Raw genomic sequence first — 20,619 nt, 5'->3', positions numbered from 1 at the left:
ACCATGGAACCAATCTGGGCCGTCGGCCTGATGACCGGCACCGTGCTTGACGGCAACATCGACGTCGCACTGATCAAGACCGATGGCGAACGGATCGACGATTTCGGCACCTATCGGCTGATGCCCTATCCCCCTTCGATCCGCTCCCTGCTGGAGGAGACACTGAACGAGGCAAGGGCCTGGAATTTCACCGGGCCGGAGCCGGCGATCTTTCGCAAGGCGGAAGAAGCCCTGACGCGTGCGCAGTCGGCGGCGGTCAAGGAACTCGTCGAAGGCTATGGGATGAGGATGGCCGATATCGGCGTCGTCGGCTTTCACGGCCAGACCGTGCTGCATCGCGCCCCACAAGTGGGCCGACTCGGCCAAACAAGGCAGCTCGGCGACGGCGAGCTGATGCATACCCTGTTGGGCACCAAGGTCGCCTATGATTTCCGCTCGGCCGACATGCGCGCCGGCGGGCAAGGCGCGCCATTGGCCGCCGCCTATCACACCGCGCTGATGCGCAGCGCCGGCGCCAGTGGCGAGGTGGCCGTGCTCAATCTCGGCGGCGTCGCCAACATCACCTGGTGGGACGGCCTCGACAATGTCGTTGCCTTCGACACCGGACCGGCCAACGCGCCGCTCAACGATTTCATCAAATCGAAAGGGCTCGGCGACATGGACCGCGACGGCGCGCTTGGCCGTGCGGGCAAGGTCGACGAGGCGCGGCTCGCCAGGCTGCTGCAGCATCCTTATCTGATCAAGCCCTATCCCAAATCGCTGGACCGTTTCGACTTCGGCGCCGCGATGGCGGATGGCCTGAACGCCGAGGACGGTGCGGCCCTGCTCACCGCTTTCACCGCCGCCGCCGTCGGCAAGGCGCTCGACCTGTTGCCGCGCCGGCCCAAGAAACTCGTGGTCAGCGGCGGTGGCCGCCACAACCCGACAATGATGGCAATGCTCGCCAGCCGTGCCGGCGTCGAGGTGGTGCAGGCCGAGACGCTTGGCTGGAGCGGCGACGCGGTGGAGGCGGAGTGTTTTGCTTTCCTCGCGGTTCGTGTGCTGCGAGGCCTGCCGATCAGTTTCCCGAGCACAACCGGCGCACCGCAGCCGATGCGCGGCGGAAAGCTCGCCGGTTAAACCAACGTCTTCTGCAAGAAGATGCGGCTGCGGCCGACGGGAAAATCGGCAAGTGTTCCGAACGGCTTATAGCCCTGGCGCTGATAGGCCTTGGCGGCGTTTGGATTGAAGGTGTCGATCCAGGCATTCCGACAGCCGCGCGCCACCGCTTCCTGTTCGGCCGCGTCCAGCATATTGCCGGCCATGTGCTGGCCGCGCAGCCTTTCATCGACCCACAGCCATTGCACGTAAAGCCAGCCCCAGGCGGTGTAGCCCGAGATGCCGGCGACGACCGCGCCATCCTCGTCGCGCACGAACACCGCCAGGGCCTTCCTTTCGGAAGCGCCGACATCTGCGTCATTGAACGCCGTCAGCCGTTCGGCGAGAAAAGTGAGTTCCTCAGGCAAGGGATTTGCGGTCGTTTCAAGTGTCGTCTTCATGGCTTTTTCCGAGATGCGCGGTTGCATACGACGCAGCGCTACGAGGGGCACGGCGCTCACCGCAATTTCTATCTCTGGCCCCTAACAGGTTGCGGATCCGGATCGCCACCATTGCGGAACTCGGAGGCGGCAATGCCGTAGCGCTTGAGCTTGTCGTAGAAGGTCTTGCGCGGCACGCCGAGCGCGTCGATGGCGCTGCGCACATCGCCGCCGTGATCGCGCAACGCGTCACGGATGAGTTGCGCCTCGTAGTGGCCGACACGTTCGGGCAGCGTGGCCGCAGGCTCCGGCAAGTGCGCGCGAACCGCTTTCGTCTCGTCGTCCGGGCCGAGACCGAGCGCGACGCGGTCGGCAAAATGCGCGAGCTCGCGCACATTGCCCGGCCAGGCATGCGACTGCAGATGATCGCTGATAGCCGCGTTCACCTTCGCGACTGGCCGGCCGAACCGTTCTGCGGCCTTGCCGAGGAAATGGCCGAACAGCATCGGGATGTCGCCGCGTCGCTCGCGCAATGGCGGGATGCGCAGCGTCACCACGTTGAGGCGAAAATAGAGATCCTCGCGAAAATCGCCACGCTGATCCTGCCGGCTGAGATCCACCTTGGTTGCCGCGACAACCCTGAGGTCGACGCGCCGGGTCTCGTTCGAGCCAAGCGGGGTGACGCTGCGCGTTTCGAGCACGCGCAGCAGCTTGACCTGGAGAGCCGGCGGCATGGATTCGATCTCGTCGAGGAACAGCGTGCCGCCGCTGGAATGCTCGATGCGGCCGATCCGTCGCCGCTGCGCACCAGTAAACGCGCCCGCCTCGTGGCCGAACAGCTCGCTTTCAATGACGGTTTCCGGCAGCGCACCGCAATTCAGCGCCACGAAGGGTTTCGCGCGCCGCCGGCCCCATCGGTGCAGGAGGTCCGCCACCACTTCCTTGCCGGTTCCGGTCTCCCCTTCCACCAGCACGTCGACATCCATGTCGGCGATCTGCCGCAAGGTCTCACGCAGCCGGCTGATGGCGGGCGCCTCGCCGATCAGCGGCAGGCCGTCGGCGGCCAGCGCCGCGGCTTCGCGCAGCCGCCGGTTCTCCATCACCAGCCGTCGTTTTTCCGATGCCCGCCTCAACGCCTCGACCAGGCGATCGCCGGCATAGGGCTTCGGAATGAAATCGTAGACGCCATCCTTGAGCGCGGCCACCGCGAGATCGACGTCGCCATGCCCGGTGACCAGGATCACCGGTATGTCCGGATCGATCGCCTTGATGCGACCGAACAGCTGCAGCCCGTTCATGCCGGGCATGCGGATATCGCTGACGACCACGCCCTCGAAATCCCTGTCGACGACGGCAAGCGCTGCCTCGGCGGCGTCGAGCGCGGTCACCGTGAAGCCGGCGAGTTCGAGCAACTGCGTGGTGGCGTGCAGCAAATCCGCATCGTCGTCGACGAGCGCCACCGGCCCGGATGCGTCCGTCATTCAATTCGCCTCAAGTCGATGGTGAAGGACGCGCCGCCGGCGCTGCCGGGATCGAGCCGCAGCGTGCCGCCCAATTCCTGGGCGATCTCCTGCGAAATCACCAGCCCGAGGCCAAGCCCCTTCTCCTTGGTGGTCTGGAACGGCATGAACAGATTGCCGGCGGCCTCCGGACCGAGGCCGGGACCATTGTCGCGCACCGAGATCAGCACTCTGTCCTCGCGCTCGGCGATGTCGATCTCGATGCGGGGATCAGGCTGGTCCTTCATGGCGTCCAGCGCGTTCTGCAGCAGGTTGACGAGGATCTGTTCGAGCCGGATGCGGCTGGCCATGACCACCGGCGACGCATTGCCGCGCGGCTTGACGATGGTCACACCGGAATCGCGGATGCGGCCGGACAGGAGGGACAGCGCACCGTCGATCGCCTCGCGCACCGGGAGCGGCGAGGCGGCGACGCCAGGCCGGCGGGCGAAGGTGCGCAAGGTGCTGGTGATCGCGCCGATGCGTTCGGTCATCGAAACGATCGACGTCAGATTGCCGCTGGCCGGCTCGGTCTTGCCGGTGTCGAGAAAGCGGCCGGCGTTCTCGGCGTAGGTGCGGATGGCGGCGACCGGCTGGTTGATCTCGTGCGCGACGCCGGCGGCGATCTGGCCGAGGATGGAGAGCCGGTTGGCCTGGGCGAGGTCGTCGCGCAGCCGGCGGACCTTGGCTTCCGCGTTCTCGCGCTCGGCGATTTCCCCCGCAAGTGCCGTGTTGGAGCGCGTCAGCTCGGCCGTTCGCATGCTGACCCGGCTCTCCAGTTCGGCATTCATGCGCGCCAGTGCCTCCTGCCGCAGCCGGCGGGCGCGCCGGCGCCGGGTGAGAACGAAGGCAAGCAGCCCCAGAAGCAGCAGGCCCAACAGCGTGGTCAGGCGCGCGGTGTTGGCAGCGGAGGAGAGCGCGGCGTCGGCGGGGGTGAGCAGCCACAGACGCCAGTCGGGGACTGCTCCCGGCAAATCCTGCACGACCTCGACGAACTGGCGCGATTTTCCATTGTTGTCGATTGTCGCCAGGCCGTCGCCAGCACCGCGTCGCAACGGCAGCGGTTCGAAGCCGGCATCGGCCAGTTGAAGTTGCTCGCGGGCGGCGGCGGCGTCCTGGGCCGAGAGCGGTGCCAGGGCATGAAACCGCCATTCGGGCTGGCTGGTGGCCAGCACCACGCCGCGTTCGTCGGTGACGAAAACAAGAAAGCCGCTGGAGCGCCAATTGGCTTCGACGCGGTCGAGTTCGACCTTCAGCACCACAACGCCAAGCGGCTTGGCGCCATCGTCGACGCGGCTGGCAAGGTAGAGGCCCGGCCGGCCGCTGATCGTGCCGAGGCCATATTGGCTGGCGGCGCCGTTGGCCATCGCCTCCTGGAAATAGTGGCGAAAATTATAGTCGATGCCGACAAAGCTCGTCGGCTCGCCGGCATTGCTGGCGGCTATCGCGATGCCTTCCGTGTCGATGACATAGATGGCGGACGCCGACGCATCGCCGGCAATCGCCTTGAGCTTGTCGTTGAGGGCCGCTTCTTGCATCTTTCCGGCCCGGCGCAGCGCCCCGCGCACCGCATCGTCGCGTGCCAGCACCAATGGAACCAGGCGTTGCTTCTCGATTTCGCCGGTCAGGGTTCCCGCCGCCAGCGGCAAGGCGGCAAGTGCGCCGTCGCGCAGATTGTCGGCCGCCTGGCCGGAGGCGATGCGACCGGCGATGGCGATCGCGCCAGCCAGAACCGCAAGAGCGACGACCACGACACGCCAGCGGCCATCGCGCAGCCGGGCCGCCGCCTCGCGCAGCAATTCACGGCCGGGAAACCCTGCGGACCCGCTATCGGTGCCTGCTTGCGGCGTCTGCCCTCTCCCTTTTCTTCGCGGCCCCGTTTCTTCGCAGCTTGGCGGCCAGTGTAATGCGAAATTCCGCCCAGGCAAACGCTGCCTGTGCGGAAATCCGCACAGGCATTTGCCGCAAAGCACCGGACAACCGCAGAAATTCCGGGATTCCGGCCTTTCATCGATCTGGCACAGCGCTTGCAAAAGTCCTTGCAGCGGCGTGCGACCGGAGCGCCGCGATGGGAGAAGTCACGCAGGGCGGTGCATTTCCGCCCCATCCGGCAGGGAGAGTTCGATGCATATCGCAGATCAATCAGGCGCGCCTTCCGCGCAGCGCAAGCCTTTCTATGCCCAACTCTACGTGCAGGTGCTCGTCGCGATCACCGTCGGCATCCTGCTCGGTCACTTCTATCCGTCGATCGGCGAGAGCATGAAGCCGCTCGGCGACGCCTTCATCAAGCTGGTCAAGATGATCATTGCCCCGGTCATCTTCCTGACCGTGGCGACCGGCATCGCCGGCATGAGCGACCTGCAGAAAGTCGGGCGTGTCGCCGGCAAGGCGATGCTCTACTTCCTCACCTTCTCGACGCTGGCCCTCATCATCGGCCTTGTCGTGGCCAATGTCGTGCAGCCGGGTGCCGGCTTCAACATCGACCCGGCGACGCTCGACGCCTCGACCGTCAACACCTACGCCGCCAAAGCGCATGACCAGTCGGTCACCGGGTTCCTGATGAACATCATCCCGACGACTATCGTCGGTGCCTTCGCCGACGGCGACATCCTGCAGGTGCTGTTCTTCTCGGTGCTGTTCGGCATTTCGCTGGCGCTGGTCGGCGACAAGGGCGCGCCGGTCCTCAATTTCCTGCAGGCGCTGACGACGCCGATCTTCAAGCTGGTCAGCGTGCTGATGAAGGCTGCGCCGATCGGCGCCTTCGGCGCCATGGCGTTCACCATCGGCAAATACGGCATCGGCGCGGTCATCAACCTCGCCATGCTGGTCGGCACCTTCTACGTGACGTCGCTGCTGTTCGTGTTCGTCGTGCTGGGTGCGGTCTGCCGCTACAATGGGTTCTCCATCCTGTCGCTGATCCGCTACATCAAGGAAGAGCTGCTGCTGGTGCTGGGAACGTCTTCTTCTGAAGCCGCCCTGCCCTCGCTGATGGAAAAGATGGAGAAAGCCGGCGCCAAGCGCTCGGTGGTCGGCCTGGTCATCCCGACCGGCTATTCCTTCAACCTCGACGGCACCAACATCTACATGACGCTGGCGGCGCTGTTCATCGCACAGGCGACCAACATTCACCTGTCGATGGGCGACCAGATCCTGCTGCTGCTGGTTGCGATGCTTTCCTCCAAGGGCGCCGCCGGCATCACCGGAGCCGGCTTCATCACCCTTGCCGCGACGCTTTCGGTGGTTCCGGCGGTGCCGGTCGCCGGCATGGCGCTGATCCTCGGCGTCGACCGCTTCATGTCGGAGTGCCGGGCGCTGACCAACTTCGTCGGCAACGCTGTCGCCACGCTGGTCGTCGCCCGCTGGGAAGGCGAGCTCGACGAGGCCAAGCTCGCCAGGGCACTGGCAGGCACGGCCGACGACAGCCTGCCGGCCGACATCGTTCCCGCCGAGTAATCCGAGCGCTTCAACACCAATCAAAGGCCGGAAGCCCATGGCTTCCGGCCTTTGCCGTACAGGTCACAACGATGTCAGGCGGCTTTGCGCAGCGGTGCCAGCGCCTTGCCGTCGGCGGCGAAGAGATGACAGCGGGAGGGGTCGGCCTGCAGCGCAATGGGGCTGTGCAGCGGCGTCATATCGGTGCCCTCGGTCTGCACGACCAGCCTTGTCGTCTCGCCGATGTCGGCATGCAGGATGGTCAGGCCGCCGAGCCGTTCGGCCAGCACCGCCTCGCCCTTGAACTGGCCGGCATCCGCGATGCGGAGATGCTCCGGCCGGATGCCTAGCAGCAGCTCGCTGTTCGGTGCATGTCCTCCAGCCTCGACCGGAACGACGAGGCTGGCACCGCCCGGCAAGGCGACTTCAACGCCATCCGCCTTGGCCGACATGACCCTGACCGGCAGCATGTTCATCTTCGGCGAGCCGATGAAGCCGGCGACGAAGACATTGGCCGGTCTGGCATAGAGGTCGAGCGGCGACCCGACCTGCTCGATCGTGCCGCCATTGAGGACGACGATCTTGTCGGCCATGGTCATCGCCTCGGTCTGGTCGTGGGTGACATAGACGATGGTGGCGGCGAGCCGCTCATGCAGTTGCATCAGCTCCAGCCGCATGTTGACGCGAAGTGCTGCGTCGAGGTTCGACAGCGGTTCGTCGAACAGGAAGACCTTCGGCTGGCGCACGATCGCGCGGCCAATGGCGACACGCTGGCGCTGACCGCCGGAAAGCTCCTTCGGCCGCCGCTCGAGCAGGTGCGACAGCTGCAGCACCTCGGCCGCCGCCTTGACCTTGGCGTCGCGCTCGGTCACCGGCAGGCCGGCGATCTTCAAGGCAAAGCCCATATTCTCGGCGACCGTCATATGCGGATAGAGCGCATAGGACTGGAACACCATGGCGAGGCCGCGCTCGGAAGGATCGACCTCGTTGATGCGCGCGCCGTCAAGCATGAGCTCGCCGGAGGTGATCTTCTCGAGGCCGGCGATCATGCGCAGCAGCGTCGACTTTCCGCAGCCCGACGGGCCGACGAAGACGACGAACTCGCGGTCGCCGACATCGAGGTCGACGCCCTTGATCACCTCGGCATTGCCATAGGACTTGCGCACGCCGCGCAGCTTGAGCTCAGCCATTGAAGTCCCTCCTCGTGTCCGGATATGTGCTTGGACCGACAGGCATGCGTGCCGCCAGCGTGCCGCCGTCATCGAACAGGACAAGGCTGGCGGCGCCGACCAGCCCGGCGTGGCGGCCGAGCTGCGCCTGGACGACCGGCACGTCGCGATAGGCGCGCATGGCCCGTTGCCTGATCGTCGCCTCGATGACAGGCGCCATCAGGTCGAGGCCATTGGCAATGCCGCCGCCGACGACCAGCACGTCTGGCGAATAGAGATGCAAAAGATTGGTGAAGCCGATGCCCAGCCAGCGTGCTTCCTCATCGAGCAGGGCCATGGCGAGGTCGTCCTGCAGCCTTGCCGCCTCGACCACGTGGCGGCCGGTCACCTCGGCGTTGCCGGAAAGGCGCCGCAGCGCGGAGCCGTCAAAGGGCTTTGTCGCGGCATTGGCGCGGCGGCCAAGTGCGGTGCCCGAGGCGATGGCCTCGAAGCAGCCGACGACGCCGCACATGCAACGCTCGCCTTCATTGGTGATGGTCATGTGGCCGATCTCGGCGGCGAGACCGCGGCGGCCATGCAGGATGCGGCCGTCGACGACGACGCCGCCGCCGATGCCGGTGGAAACCGTGACGAAGACCAGCGAGCGGGCGCCATGACCGGCGCCGAAACGCCATTCGCCGAGCGCGGCGGCATTGGCGTCGTTTTCCAGCCGCACCGGCAGGCCGAGCCGCCGCTCGAGGATGTCGGCAAGCGGCACGTCCTGCCAGCCGGCAAGTGTCGGCGGTCCAACGGCAATGCCGGCCAGTGGATCGAGCGGTCCCGGCGCGCCGACGCCGACGCCGACGACGGCGAGTGCCGGTGCGTCGCCATGAACCGTTGCAGCCAGCGCCTCGATCTGGCCGATAATCACGTCGGGGCCAGCCTGTGCCTGCGTCGGCACCGCGGCGAATGCCAGGATCTTGCCGTCGCGGTCGACCAGGGCGGCACGAAGCTCCGTACCACCAAGATCGATCGCAAGGGCGGCTTCGTTGGTCATGCCGCGACCTTCAGCCCATGCAGCCACCCAATGCGGCCGGCCAGGTCCTTGTCGCCGAAGGCGAGCGAGCCGAGAACCACGGTTTCGGCGCCGGCGGCGCGCAGCAACGGCACGGTCTCGTGGCGGATGCCGCCATCTGCGGCAAGAACCACTTCCGCCTCGCGGCCGGCTTGTTTCAGGATGGCGCGGGCGGCACCCAGCCTGTCGCAGGCCTTGTCCGACAGGCTCTGGCCCTTGACGCCGATTGCGGTTCCGAGAAGCGTGACGAAAGCGACCTCGGAGACGAAAGGCGTCACCGTCTCGACCGGCGTCTCCAGCCTGAGCACGACGCCGGCTTCGGCGCCGAGTTGCCGCGCCAGCCGGACGGCGCGCAATCCCGCCTCGCCATTCTCGGCATGGACGCTGATCATGTCAGCCCCGGCCTCGATGAACTGGCGCGTCTGGGCCTCGACGATTCCCTCGTCAACCATCAGATGGACATGGATGGGCTTGGCCGTCATCCCAGCGATGCGGGCGACGAGATCGGGAAAGAACAGGAAGGACGGCGCGAAATGACCGTCCGCCACGTCGATGTGATGAAGGTCGACATAGGGCTCGATGCGCTTCAGGTCGCTCTCGAAATTGACGAGGTCGGCGGACCACAGCGAGAATTCAGCGATCATGCGATCGCGCGGCAATGCGGCGATGGCGGCCGGGCCTGAGAGAAGTTTCGAGATCATGACTGGTCCTGGTTTTTGAAACGATCAGCGAGGAAGCCCGCGATGGCAGCGCGGACCTCGGCGAAATGGCGATCCTTGTCGGTGGCCTTCGGCGTCACCTCGGCAAAGGCGGCGTTGGGGATGGCGTCGGCGAGCTCTCGCGCGGCCGCCAGCGGATGGACGAGATCGACGCCGCTGCCGATGACCAGCGTCGGGATAGTGAGCCCTGCGGCCGTAGCCCGCGTGATGCCAGGCCCATCGTTTGCGATCTCCTGCATCACCGCGGCGAAGACGGCAGCGTTGTCGCGCTCGAAGAAGCCGAGCAGCGAAGCGAGATTGTCCGGTGCTTCCTTGCGAAAGCGGGCTGCGGTGACGGAGGCCGCGAAGGCCGCGCGCGCTTTATCGAGCGGCAGTTCGCGGATGAGTTCCGCCACTTCCGCATAAGGGCGCATGTTCTGCGGCGCGGCATCGAAGGTCCAGGCTGGACGCACCAGTACCAAACCAAGGACGCGATCCGGATGAAGACTTGCAAGCCGCAGCGCGATCGCCGCGCCCATCGAGACGCCACCGGCGACGAAACGGTCGAGACCGGCCGCATCAGTGGCTGCCAGCACGTCTTCTGCGAACATGACGATCGAAAAAGGCCGCCTGGAGCCCGCACCGGAGCCACCTTGTGCGCGACACTCGACGGTCAGCCGGCGGCACAACGGGCTGTCGGGAAAATTCTGCGCCACCTGCGCCGCATCGCCGCCGAGACCATGCTGGAAAACGACGGGAAGACCCTGCCCCATATCGAAGACACGAAGTGCCGCATCGTCGCGAAGCATGATCGTCGGCGCGGCGCCCATCAGAGGAGCCTCCGCAGCAAGGCGGCGACGCCGGGAGCTTCGTCGGCGGACAGGCCATGCGTGACGAGCGGCCCGTCGAAGCCTGTCGCCTTCAGCCGTCCGACGAAATCGGGGAAGTCGACAATGCCTTGCCCGGCGGTGGCGAAGCGGCCGTCACCATGGCGGTCCTTGGCATGCGCCATGGCGATGTGGCCGGCAGCCTCGTCGATCGCGGCGGCGACGATGGCGCGCGCCTGGTCAGGCGTCGCGTGTTCGAACAGGTTGGCCGGATCAAGCACGATCTTCAGATGCTTCGATCCCATCTCGGCGATCAGCCGGATCGCATCCTTGGCGGAGGTGACGATGTTGGCCTGCTCGGGTTCGATGCCGAGATCGACGCCGGCCCGTTCGGCCAGTGCCAGCGCCTCCGCCATCCCGGCGGCCATATCGGCCCAGGCGGCCGGATCGGCATTGTCGGGGTGATATGCCCATTGATCGGCGGCGTTGCGCGAGCCGGTGCAGAGCGTGACCAGGGGAATGTCCAGGGCGGCAGCAGCCTCGATGACGACGGCGAGCCGCCTGAGGCCATCGTCGCGGACGGCCTTGTCGGGATGCGCCATGTTGTAGGTGCCCGAAAGTGCTGCGAGCGAAATACCGGTCGATTGCGCGGCGGCGCGAATGGCAGAAACGGCCGCTTCAGGCACGGCATCCGGCATCGACGGCAGGCCTGCGCAAGCGAGATTAAACTGCGTGGCCTCATAGCCAGCCTGCCGCACGGCCGCGAGAACCGCGGCCGGCTCGGTGCCCGCAAATGTCTTGGCGAAGATGCCGAGACGCATCAGACCGCTCCCGAAACCGAGGCGAGTTCCACACGCTCACCGGTCTCCACCGAGCGGGCAATGGCGACCATGGCGCGGATCGAGGCGATGCCGTCCTCGACGTTGGCGCCGCGCATTGGCACGCCGTCCAGCACCGTTTGCGCAAGACCTTCCAACTGGCGGCGAAAGAAATGGCCGTCGGCGCCGAGCGGCTTGTGCGCCGTGGCGGTCTTCTCGTGAAAGATCTCGACCTCGCTGGCGCGGAAATACCAGGGGTTGAAGGTCCTGGCGATGACAGAGCCGTTCTCGCCGTACAGCTGAAAACCTTCGTGCCAGTCCATCCGCACGGCGACGGTGAGATCGAGATGGCCGAGCGCGCCGCTGGCGAACTCGGTCTCGACGAACCAGCAATAGGCGCCGAAACGCTCGTTGAGGCGGGCGCGCACGGCGACGATATCGCCGCACAGGAAGCGCGCGGTGTCGACCAGATGCGAGCCATGCGCCAGCATGAAATATTGCCGGAGATCAGCCTTCGGATTTCCGGTCGGCTTTCTCGCCAGTTTGCTGGTGACGGGCAGCGGCTGGATGGCATCGGTGTTGGTGTAGCGATGGGTGGAATCGCAGTACCAGGCCTTCAGTGCCAGCACCTCGCCGATCTCGTCGCGGACGAAATCGCGCGCCGCCTCCAGCGCCGGATCGAAGCGCTTCATATGCCCGACCTGCAGGACCTTGCCGGAGCGCCTGACCGCCTCGGCCAGGGCCTCGCCCTCTTCCACTGAGGTGCCGATCGGCTTTTCGCACAGCACATGCTTGCCGGCATCGAGGGCCCTGATCGACATCGGCACGTGATAGGCGTCCGACGTGGCGACGATCACCGCCTCCAGCTCCGGATCGGCGAGCATCGCGTCATAGTCGGCATACATCTTGCGCGGCTCGTAGGTGGCACCCATGCGGGCAAGCAGGTCGGGTGCCGCGTCGCAGATGGCGTAAAGATCGGCATTGCCCGCCTTCACGCAGGATTCGAGATGCGCGAACTGCGCGATGGGGCCGCAGCCGAGCACGCCGACCCTGAGGCGTCTGTCCTGTTTCTTGATCATCGTCTCGTTCTTCAGGCGCCGTAGGAGCGCATTGTCTGGCGGTTGGTCATGACCGCGCCAGCGGGTTCGGCGGCGGCCGTGTCGGATTCTTCTTCGAGCACAAGCCAGCCGGTGAAGCGCGGCGCGGTGCCGGCGATCTCGATGACCGCCGGGGTGTCACAGACGCCCTTGCCGAGCATGGCCCAGGTGCCCTCGGCGTCGACGTCCTTGAGGTGAATGTAGCGGATGCGGTCGCGGTAGGTGCGCAGCGTGTCGAGCATGTCCTCGTGGCCGCGCAGGATATGGCCGGTATCCGGCACCCAGCCGACCAGATCGGGGTCGAGCAAGGCAAAGATCGTGTCATAGTCGGCGCGGTCGAACAGCAGCGTGTTGTGATGCGAGCTCGGATGCACCGCGACATCCACACCGGCCTGGCGGCCGATCTCGGCGGCGCGATTGTAGAATTCGGCTGCTATCGCGAACTTGTCTTCGCGCGGACCATCGGAGACGACCGTCGCCGAACCGATCGACACCAGCGCGCCGGGAAAATTCGCAGCAAAGCCAACCCAGTGCCGGGCGGCTTCGAGGTCGCTTTCCAGCGCTTCCTTCAGCGTGAAACCGCTCTTGGAGCCAAAGGCGAAGGACACCAAGTCGAGGCCTCGGGCGCCGAGCGCCGCAGCGAACTCGGCCGGCCTGGCGGCATAGTCGCCGATCATGGTGTCGGTGATCTCGATGCCGGCGTAGCCGCCATCGCCTATCGCCTTCAACAGATCGTCGGGGCCGCCGGTCCAGGCCTTGCCCAGCATCTCCCAGGTGAAGGTCTGGCAGCCGACCTTTAGCTTCGTCTTCGTCATGTCGTTCATTCCTTGACGCCACCCTGGGTCAGGCCTTCGATGATGTGGCGCTGGAAGAACAGCACCAGAAGGATCAAGGGCACGGTCACCACGGCGGAGGCCGCGGCGATATCGCCCCAGGGGACGTAATAGAGGTTGGTGAAGTTGGCGATGCCGACCGGGATCGTCTGCCGGTCGATGTTGGAGGTGAAGGCGAGCGCGAACAGGAATTCGTTCCACGCGGTGATGAAGGCGAGCAGGCCGGTGGTCACCAGGCTCGGCAGCGACATCGGCAGGATGATGCGCCAGAGCAGGCCGGGCACGCTGACGCCGTCCATGCGCGCCGCCTCGTCGATCTCGCGCGGCAGCGTCTCGAAATAGCCGAACAGCACCCAGGTCACCAGCGGCAGGCCGAGCGCCAGATAGGTGATGATCAGCGCCGTGTAGGTGTCGAGCAGGCCGAGATTGGTGGCGACCAGATAGAGCGGCCCAACCAGCGCGATCTGCGGGAACATCGATACCGAAAGGATGACCATGAGAATGCCGAAGCGGCCCTTGATGTTGAGCCGCGACAGCGCGAAGGCGGCCAGCGAGCCGACGAACAGACACAGGAAGGTCGTCGCCAGCGAGACCACCAGCGAGTTCCAGACATAGCGGTGAAGCTGTTTTTCAACGAAGGCGTTGTAGTAGTGCTCGAGCGTGAAGGGATGCGGGATCAGCGACGGCGAGCCCGACGTCAGCGCCTTGTCGAGCTGGAACGAGGTCGAGAACTGCCAGATGAACGGACCGCCCGACCAGACCAGGATCAGCACGGCGCCGAGATAGATGAGAAAAGTCTGCGGCGGCGAGCGCGTGTCGTTCATTGCGCTCTCCTGATCTGGCGGATGAGGTAGAGGCAGAACACCAGCGCGATGATGCCCTCGGTGGCAAACATCGCCGTCGAGACGGCCGAGCCGTAGCCGAACTGCAGCGTCGAGAAGAGCACCTTGTAGGACAGCGTCGACAGCGTCTCCGTCGAATCGGCCGGGCCGCCGCCGGTCAGCACATAGACGAGATCGAAAACGCGGAAGGCGTCGAGCGCGCGGAACAGGCCGGCGATCAGCAAGGTGGGCATCAGCAGCGGCAGGCGGATATACCAGAAGGTGATCCAGCCCTTGGCGCCATCCATGCGCGCCGCCTCGATCAGCGAATTGGGCACGGTCTGCAACCCGGTCAGGAGCAGCAGCGCCATGAACGGCGTCGTCTTCCAGACATCGGCCATGATGATGGTGATCATCGCCGTGTCGGGGGAGCCGTACCAGTTGATGTTCTGGTCGATCAGCCCGGCATGCAGGAGGATGTAGTTGACGATGCCGTTCTGGCCGTCGAACAGCCAGCCGAACATTTTGGAGGTGACGACGGTGGGCATCGCCCACGGCACCAGCATGGCCGCGCGGACGAGCCCCCGCCCTTTGAAAGTCTCGCACAGGATAAGCGCCATGCCGAGCCCGATCACCGTCTCCAGCACCGTCGAGGCGGCGGTGAACCACATCGTGTGCCACCAGGCATTCCAGAACTGCGGGTCGCCCCACAGCTCCACATAGTTGGCGAAGCCGGTGAAATCCTGCTCCTGCGTGATCAGCGAGGTGTTGGTGAGCGACAGGTAGAGCCCGTTGACGATCGGGTAGAAGGAGACCGACGCCAGCGACACGAAGGCCGGCGTCAGCAGAAGCAGGGCCCACAAGGCGCCGGGAAGCGCCTTGCCAAGGCTCCGCGGTCGGCCGATGCCTGGAAGTGTGGCGGCCGCGGACATTGGTTCAGCCTACGATCTTGTTGATTTGGCCCGCCAGCGCGTCCATCTCGGCCTGGATGTTGCCGGAGACCAGCGCCTTGGAGATGCCGGACTGCAGGGCCAACGTCACTTTCGCGTATTCGGGCGTGATCGGCCGCGCCGTGGCGCCGGTGAACACCTTCTCGAGGCTGGCCATGAACGGCTGTTCCTTCTTGATCTGGGCGTCCTGGAACAGCGCCGGCCGTGTCGGTGCGAGGCCGAAGTTCAGCGCGATGCGATGCTGGATCTCGGTCGACGACAGCCAGGTCAACAGTTCGATCGCGGCTTCCCGCTGCTTCGAGTTGGCATTGACGCCGAGCTGGTAGCCGCCGAGGCAGGCCGAGCTCTTGCCGCCGGGGAACGACGGCAGCGGCGCGACGCCGACCTTGTCGACCACCTGGGAAGCCTTGGCGTCCTGGGCGATCGGATAGACATAGGACCAGTTGCGCATGAACATCGCCTTGCCCGAGGTAAAGGGTTGACGCGACGGCTCCTCGTCCCACGACAGCACATCCTGTGGGCTGATCTTGTTGGTGGCGATGGTGTCGTGCAGGAACTGGATCGCATCCACGGCGCCCTTCTGGTTGATCAGCGACGACTTGCCATCGGGCGCCAGGATGGCGCCGCTGTTGGAGGTGATGATCTCGACCGCGTCGCAGACCAGAACCTCGGCCTGCTTGCCCTGCCAGAGATAGCCGAAATCGATATCGCCGGCCTTCTGCGCGGCGGCGGCAATGGTCGCCATGTCGGCCCAGCTTTCCGGCACCTTGCCGCCATGCTTTTCCAGCACGTCCTTGCGGTAATAGAACATGCCCGAATCCATGAACCAGGGAAGGGCTGTGAGCTTGCCGCCATAGGTACAGGCATCGAGGGTCCCGGTGAAGTAGGCGCTGCGCTTGTCGGCCGGGAAATACTCGTCCAGCGGCAGCGCCCACCCGGCGGCGGCAAAGCCGGCGATCCAGATCACGTCCTGGCTGAAGACGTCGGGCGTGCCGGTGCGGCGGGCGAGCTGCTGTACCAGGCCCTGGTAGACCTCGGTCGAGGAGCTCGGCGGCGGCAATTCGATGTTCTTGACCAGGATGCGGTCCTGCGATTCGTTGAAGGCCTTGATCAGGTCGCCGAAGGTCTCCTTGCCGAAGAAGGCGGCGCTGGCAAACGAGATTTCGGCCCGGCTCTGGGCACGCGCCCGGCCGATGCCGAGCGAGGTTCCCGCTCCGAACGCCGCCGCGCCGAGAAGGCCGGCGGAACCGATGAGAAATTGCCGGCGATCGGCAATGGTGACATGCCCTATCGACTTGGAGCCGCCGCGCGGCCCCTTCCTTGACTTGTCCATTTGTAGTCCTCCCAGAGTTGACGGCAGCCACTCCCGCCCGTCCAACTTCGCACATGATTTATAAAAAATTGTCGCGCGTCAAGATTTAAACTGCATAATGGCGCATCGATGTGCTTATGACGTGGGCGAAGGATCGCCACGACGTGGACGAAGAACCGCCGATCCGGCATTGAATGACGGACGGCGGCCGACTGGAGGACGAATGGAAAAGCTTGGTGTAGGGATCATAGGGTGCGGCAACATCGCCATGACCTACATGCGCAACGCAGCACTCTTTGCAGGCGTGGAGTTGAAGGCCTGCGCCGACATCTCGGCCGACGCGGCCGCCCTGCGGGCCCGTGAATACGGCATCAGGGCAATGAGCGTCGATGCCTTGCTCGCCGATCCCGAAATCGGCCTCGTTCTCAACCTCACCATCCCCGCCGTGCATTTCGACGTCACCATGTCGGCGCTTTCGGCCGGCAAGCACGTCTTCACCGAAAAGCCGCTCGCCACCTCGGCCGCCGACGGGCAGCTCCTGGTCAGCGAGGCGAAGTCGCGCGGCCTGCAGCTCGGCTCGGCGCCAGACACCTTCCTCGGTGCCGCCGGGCGCCGGGCGCGCCGGCTGATGGACGCCGGCGCCATCGGCCGTCCGGTCACCGGCACAGCCTTCATGATGGGCCGCGGCATGGAGCACTGGCACCCCAATCCGCAATTCTACTACCAGCCGGGCGGCGGGCCGGTGTTCGACATGGGGCCCTACTATCTGACCATGCTGGTCAACCTGCTCGGTCCGGTCGAGCGCGTCATGGCAATGGCGACGCGCGGCCAGGAAGAACGGCTGATCACCGCCGACGGGCCGTTCAGGAACACCACATTCAAGGTCGGCACGCCGACCAACGTGCTGTCGCTGCTCGAATTCCGCTCCGGCGCGACCGTCACCTTCGGCGCCTCTTGGGACGTCTTTCGCCACTCCAACCACCCGATCGAGTTGCACGGCACGGAAGGCTCGCTGCGCCTGCCCGATCCCGACACGTTCGGCGGCACCGTGTCGCTGTCCGAATGCGGCGCCGACTGGAAGGATTTCCCCAGCGAAGGCGAACTTTACGGCGCCCGCAACTGGCCCTATGCGGCGCCCGACCGCGCCAATTATCGCATGCTCGGCGTCGCCGATCTGGTGCGCTCGCTTCAGACCGGCAAGACGCCACGCGCGTCCGGCAATGTGGCGCTGCATGTGCTTGAGATCATGGAGGCGATCCTGCGTTCCGGCGAGAGCCAGGGCTCGGTCGCGGTCGCGGGCGATGTCACCCAGCCGGCCCTGCTGACAGAGGAAGAGGCGAGCGACCTTCTTGCCTGAGGAGATGACGATGACGCTCGACCGGGATGCGCTGCGCGTCCTCGAAATCGGCCGCGCGACCGGCGGCGAGCCGTTCGAGAACGGCAGCGTGGCGGCGGCGCGGGCCGCCTACAACGCCTCGTTCCCGACGCAACAGGGCGAACACGCGCCGACTGCCGCGACCTCGGAACAGCGGATCGACGGGCCGAACGGCCCCATCGCGGTCCGCATCCATCGCGGCATCGGCGCACCACCGAGCGGCGCGCCGGCGCTGCTCTATCTGCATGGCGGCGGCTGGGTCGTCGGCAATCTCGATTCGCATGACGAGATCTGCCGCTGGCTGGCCAATCTCGGCAACGCCGTCATTGTCTGTCCCGACTATCGCCTGGCTCCGGAACACAAATTTCCCGCCGGGCTGGAGGATGCTCGGGCAACGCTCCGCTTCATGGCGGAGAACGCCGTCAGTCTCGGCATCGATCGCGACCGCATCGCCATTGCCGGCGACAGCGCCGGCGGCAATCTCGCCGCCGTGCTGGCGCTGCTTGCGCGCGACGGGCTGGCGCCGTCGCTTGCCGCGCAGATCCTGATCTATCCCAACACCGATGCGCGGCAGACGGCCGACAGCTACCGGCGCTTCGGCGACGGTTTCGGGCTTACGGCAACCACCATGGCATGGTTCCGCGACCACTATGTGCGAGCACCGGATGACATTCTGGACTGGCGCGTCTCGCCCTTGCTGGCGCCTGATCTCGCCGGCGTCGCGCCGGCTTTCGTCGCGCTTGCCGGCTGCGACATCCTCGCCGACGAAGGGGCAGCCTATGCAGCGCGCCTGCAGGCCGCCGGCGTCCCGCAGATCGTGCGGCAATGGCCGGGCCAGATCCATGGCTTCGTCTCGATGGGACGCCATATCCCGGCCGCGCGGCAAGCGGTGGCCGAGGCGGTGGCTGCCTGGCGCCAATTCGAGAGTCGCTGACGGTGCACGCTCAGGCCGACTGACGCATCACCAGGGTCGCGCCGAGCTTGACCGTGCGTGCCAAGCCCTGCTTTGGCGGGTCGGCCTCGTCCAGCAGGGCCAATAGAATCTCGACGCTGCGGCCGGCCATGGCGGCGAAATCCTGCGCCATGGTGGTCAGCGCCGGACAGGTGTAACGGCTCAACGGATGATCGTCATGCGCGGCAACGCGCAGATCGCAATCGGGCTTGCGGCCGATCTTCAGGCCGCGCGAGAACGCGGCCGACATCACGCCAAAGGCGAGACGGTCATTGGCGCACAGGATGGTGCGGCCGGGCAGACCGCCAGCATCGAGTGTCCTTTCCATCCATTCATGGCCGATGCGCTCGAAGTCCCAGGTGTAGTCGCGCGCCGCGTCGACGACGACGGGTTCCAGATCGGCGACTTGCATCGTCGCGATATAGCTTTGCAGCCGCTCACCCGAATTGTGGTTGACATGCGGAATGTCGACATAGACAGGCGGTTCTCCGGACCGGTTGAGATAGTCGACCATGGTCGACGTGCTCTGGTGGTTGTCGTTGCGCGCGCCTCCGAGCGCCACGCCGATGTTGAAGCGGTGACCGGCCTGCCGTTGCCAGCGATTGTCGGGCACCAAGTCAGATATTGCCCGGCCAGCGCATGGAAATGGCGATGGGGCGGTCCGAGCCGATGATCGCCTGCGATGCCTGGGCGAGGATCAAAGCGGGCGCGACTCGCCGCCCTGCCCGCCGCTACGGCGATTGCTGTCATGATGCGCCCTTCGCCGTCGCCCCTTCGCCACGCACCCGGCGCGAGACACCACGGTCAAGCCCGGCATTGACACAGCGTCGGCTCATCTTCCTCGTAGAAGGCCTTGGCGATGTCGACATATGCGGAGACGATGACGGCGACGGGACATCCTCGCGCTCCATCAGCTCGTAGACGCCGGCGCGCAGAATGCGTCGCAGTCGTCGAATCGCAGCCTCGACACGCGGCAATCCTCGCTCAGTGCCTGGCGGCTCTCACATGATCACCCGGGTATCGCCGGTTCTTCTGGTTCTCGACGACACCCGTGGATGGCGCGAGAACCATTGCGCCATCGGCCTCGCGCTAGAGTGCGCCGTCGACTTCCTTGCCGAGACGAAAGGCCTCGTATTCGGCTTGGTGATCTCGAAGACGCGCCGCTTGCCGCGCATCCATCTGATAGAGTGCCGTTGCACGGCGGCCAGCCGGGCACGGCGCCGCGCTTGGTGGCCTGGCGCGCACGGTGGCTCGGTCATTGTCTCCGAGATTGCGTCACGCCGTGAGGCTCCAAGCCGTTTCTTCACGGCGAATCCATGGTGATGTGCGCACGCGGCTGCAAAGCCACCCTTGTCGCCTTCCTGCGCCGGCGCGTGTCCAGGCCTGTTCGTACATTCCCTGCAGTGGGACGATGCCGTTGCCGATGCAAAGCGATTCCTGCACCGACATATCCATCAGGGCACGTGCGGCTGCCGTTGCGACGATGTCGAAATGATGCGTGCTCGCCGCGGATGACGTGCCAAGCGCGACCATAACCATCATAGTCAGATGCCCTCCCCTCGGCGGGCATCGAGCGCGAAGGAGATCACGGCCGGTAAAATTTCCAGCGCGCGGCACTTTGGTGACGACGTCGTATTTGGCGCCGGCTTCGTCGAGCGCAGCCTTGGCGCAGTCGAGCAGCGTCGTCCGTCAGCAGATCATCATAGAAGCGGGCTTCGAGGATCAGCAGCTTGAGTTTCTCGTTCCTGGGCATTTTGCGGTCACGTCTCCGGCGAGCCGGTGGACTTAGGCCGAAGCCGCGATTTATGTCGTTCGAAGCTTTGTCCGAAGGACAGAGTCCAATTGCCGAACTGCGGCTCATGTCCTATCGATCCTCTCGTGTGTGCCATAGACGCCGCACGTCGATAGTCGATTCTGTGGATCTCATAGCGCATCTTCGTAATTGCCCGCCCAAAGACGGCGGAACTTCACGTGGCTCGAACTCTTCCAGTCTCTCGCCGATCCGCGGATGTTCGATCAGTCGGGCGGGCGCAGCGCCGTCAGAGATTGTACCGTACGTGCACGCTGCCGGTCATTTACCACGTGCACGAAAATCAGTGAAGGCGCACCAGATTGGACAAGGCCTTGCTGTCCACTTCAGCTCATCCAGCGTGGTGACGGAAGTGGTTTTTCATTGTCAGGCTGTCTGCCCATGCCTGCACTGCCGGATGGTCGATCACGCGGTCCAGCATCCAGCATCAGCAAGTGCTTCGAGTGTCAGTTGCC

Annotated in this window: 18 protein-coding genes and 2 pseudogenes; 4 read left to right on the top strand and 16 right to left on the bottom strand. The window is 65.5% G+C overall.

Features of this window, described 5'->3' with window-relative positions; genetic code table 11:
* The first annotated feature begins 3 nt into the window (after positions 1-3).
* Positions 4-1,119 carry an anhydro-N-acetylmuramic acid kinase gene (locus ACFSQT_RS03150; protein WP_379016962.1) on the top strand — a complete coding sequence of 372 codons (1,116 nt, stop codon included), beginning with the start codon at positions 4-6 and terminating at the stop codon, positions 1,117-1,119.
* Here the strand turns inward: ACFSQT_RS03150 and ACFSQT_RS03145 are convergent.
* The 3 genes from ACFSQT_RS03145 to ACFSQT_RS03135 all read right to left on the bottom strand — a co-directional run bounded on the left by ACFSQT_RS03145 (position 1,116) and on the right by ACFSQT_RS03135 (position 4,815).
* Positions 1,116-1,538, bottom strand: coding sequence for a GNAT family N-acetyltransferase (locus ACFSQT_RS03145; RefSeq protein WP_379016961.1), 423 nt, complete (start codon positions 1,536-1,538; stop codon positions 1,116-1,118). The genes ACFSQT_RS03150 and ACFSQT_RS03145 overlap by 4 nt on opposite strands.
* A 68-nt stretch (positions 1,539-1,606) precedes the next feature.
* A complete protein-coding gene (locus ACFSQT_RS03140; protein ID WP_379016959.1) occupies positions 1,607-2,998 on the bottom strand; it encodes a sigma-54-dependent transcriptional regulator in 1,392 nt (463 codons plus the stop codon).
* Positions 2,995-4,815, bottom strand: coding sequence for a sensor histidine kinase (locus tag ACFSQT_RS03135; protein ID WP_379016957.1), 1,821 nt, complete (start codon positions 4,813-4,815; stop codon positions 2,995-2,997). Before ACFSQT_RS03135 ends, ACFSQT_RS03140 begins: the two co-directional genes overlap by 4 nt.
* 325 nt (positions 4,816-5,140) lie before the next feature.
* Here ACFSQT_RS03135 and ACFSQT_RS03130 point away from each other — a divergent pair, with 325 nt between their 5' ends.
* Positions 5,141-6,469, top strand: a complete 1,329-nt coding sequence (locus tag ACFSQT_RS03130; RefSeq protein WP_379016956.1) for a dicarboxylate/amino acid:cation symporter — start codon at positions 5,141-5,143, stop codon at positions 6,467-6,469.
* A gap of 74 nt (positions 6,470-6,543) precedes the next feature.
* On the opposite strand, the gene ACFSQT_RS03125 is transcribed toward ACFSQT_RS03130, so the two are convergent.
* The 10 genes from ACFSQT_RS03125 to ACFSQT_RS03080 are packed head-to-tail and all read right to left on the bottom strand — an operon-like array spanning position 6,544 to position 16,048.
* Entirely contained in the window at positions 6,544-7,638 is a 1,095-nt protein-coding gene (locus tag ACFSQT_RS03125; protein WP_379016955.1) for an ABC transporter ATP-binding protein, read from the bottom strand.
* The gene (locus ACFSQT_RS03120) at positions 7,631-8,653 is read right to left on the bottom strand and encodes an ROK family protein (RefSeq protein ID WP_379016954.1); all 1,023 of its coding nucleotides are present in this window, start codon (positions 8,651-8,653) and stop codon (positions 7,631-7,633) included. The genes ACFSQT_RS03125 and ACFSQT_RS03120 overlap by 8 nt, the downstream gene beginning before the upstream one ends.
* A complete protein-coding gene (locus ACFSQT_RS03115; protein WP_379016952.1) occupies positions 8,650-9,372 on the bottom strand; it encodes a ribulose-phosphate 3-epimerase in 723 nt (240 codons plus the stop codon). Before ACFSQT_RS03115 ends, ACFSQT_RS03120 begins: the two co-directional genes overlap by 4 nt.
* Positions 9,369-10,199, bottom strand: a complete 831-nt coding sequence (locus ACFSQT_RS03110) for an alpha/beta fold hydrolase (protein ID WP_379016951.1) — start codon at positions 10,197-10,199, stop codon at positions 9,369-9,371. The genes ACFSQT_RS03115 and ACFSQT_RS03110 overlap by 4 nt, the downstream gene beginning before the upstream one ends.
* The gene (locus ACFSQT_RS03105) at positions 10,199-11,017 is read right to left on the bottom strand and encodes a sugar phosphate isomerase/epimerase family protein (RefSeq protein ID WP_379016949.1); all 819 of its coding nucleotides are present in this window, start codon (positions 11,015-11,017) and stop codon (positions 10,199-10,201) included. The genes ACFSQT_RS03110 and ACFSQT_RS03105 overlap by 1 nt, the downstream gene beginning before the upstream one ends.
* Positions 11,017-12,093 carry a Gfo/Idh/MocA family protein gene (locus ACFSQT_RS03100; RefSeq protein WP_379016948.1) on the bottom strand — a complete coding sequence of 359 codons (1,077 nt, stop codon included), beginning with the start codon at positions 12,091-12,093 and terminating at the stop codon, positions 11,017-11,019. Before ACFSQT_RS03100 ends, ACFSQT_RS03105 begins: the two co-directional genes overlap by 1 nt.
* Positions 12,094-12,104: 11 nt before the next feature.
* On the bottom strand, positions 12,105-12,926 hold the full coding sequence (locus ACFSQT_RS03095) for a sugar phosphate isomerase/epimerase family protein (RefSeq protein ID WP_379016947.1): 822 nt from the start codon (positions 12,924-12,926) through the stop codon (positions 12,105-12,107).
* A 5-nt stretch (positions 12,927-12,931) separates the two neighbouring features.
* Complete coding sequence (locus tag ACFSQT_RS03090; protein ID WP_379016946.1) at positions 12,932-13,768, bottom strand: carbohydrate ABC transporter permease; 837 nt, start codon at positions 13,766-13,768, stop codon at positions 12,932-12,934.
* On the bottom strand, positions 13,765-14,697 hold the full coding sequence (locus tag ACFSQT_RS03085) for a carbohydrate ABC transporter permease (protein WP_379016944.1): 933 nt from the start codon (positions 14,695-14,697) through the stop codon (positions 13,765-13,767). The genes ACFSQT_RS03090 and ACFSQT_RS03085 overlap by 4 nt, the downstream gene beginning before the upstream one ends.
* Positions 14,698-14,701: 4 nt before the next feature.
* Positions 14,702-16,048, bottom strand: a complete 1,347-nt coding sequence (locus ACFSQT_RS03080) for an ABC transporter substrate-binding protein (RefSeq protein ID WP_379016943.1) — start codon at positions 16,046-16,048, stop codon at positions 14,702-14,704.
* A gap of 202 nt (positions 16,049-16,250) precedes the next feature.
* Between ACFSQT_RS03080 and ACFSQT_RS03075 the strand changes: the two genes are divergently transcribed.
* The gene (locus tag ACFSQT_RS03075) at positions 16,251-17,384 is read left to right on the top strand and encodes a Gfo/Idh/MocA family protein (RefSeq protein WP_379016942.1); all 1,134 of its coding nucleotides are present in this window, start codon (positions 16,251-16,253) and stop codon (positions 17,382-17,384) included.
* A gap of 10 nt (positions 17,385-17,394) precedes the next feature.
* Positions 17,395-18,336: an alpha/beta hydrolase gene (locus ACFSQT_RS03070; protein WP_379016941.1), complete on the top strand. Its 942-nt coding sequence runs from the start codon at positions 17,395-17,397 to the stop codon at positions 18,334-18,336.
* Positions 18,337-18,346: 10 nt separating this feature from the next.
* Here ACFSQT_RS03070 and ACFSQT_RS03065 read toward each other — a convergent pair.
* From ACFSQT_RS03065 to ACFSQT_RS03055, 3 genes and pseudogenes are all read right to left on the bottom strand, one after another.
* Positions 18,347-18,895, bottom strand: a pseudogene (locus ACFSQT_RS03065) (substrate-binding domain-containing protein); the annotation flags it as partial.
* 205 nt (positions 18,896-19,100) lie between these two features.
* Positions 19,101-19,594, bottom strand: a pseudogene (locus ACFSQT_RS03060) (transcription antitermination factor NusB); the annotation flags it as partial.
* A gap of 35 nt (positions 19,595-19,629) precedes the next feature.
* Positions 19,630-20,034, bottom strand: a complete 405-nt coding sequence (locus tag ACFSQT_RS03055; protein ID WP_379016984.1) for a 6,7-dimethyl-8-ribityllumazine synthase — start codon at positions 20,032-20,034, stop codon at positions 19,630-19,632.
* Positions 20,035-20,619 lie beyond the last annotated feature (585 nt).

It is taken from the genome of Mesorhizobium calcicola (genome assembly GCF_042682105.1).
GTDB classification, from domain to species: domain Bacteria; phylum Pseudomonadota; class Alphaproteobacteria; order Rhizobiales; family Rhizobiaceae; genus Mesorhizobium; species Mesorhizobium calcicola.
Note: the sequence above shows the minus strand (reverse complement) of the source record. Positions and strands in the feature narration are given on the sequence as shown.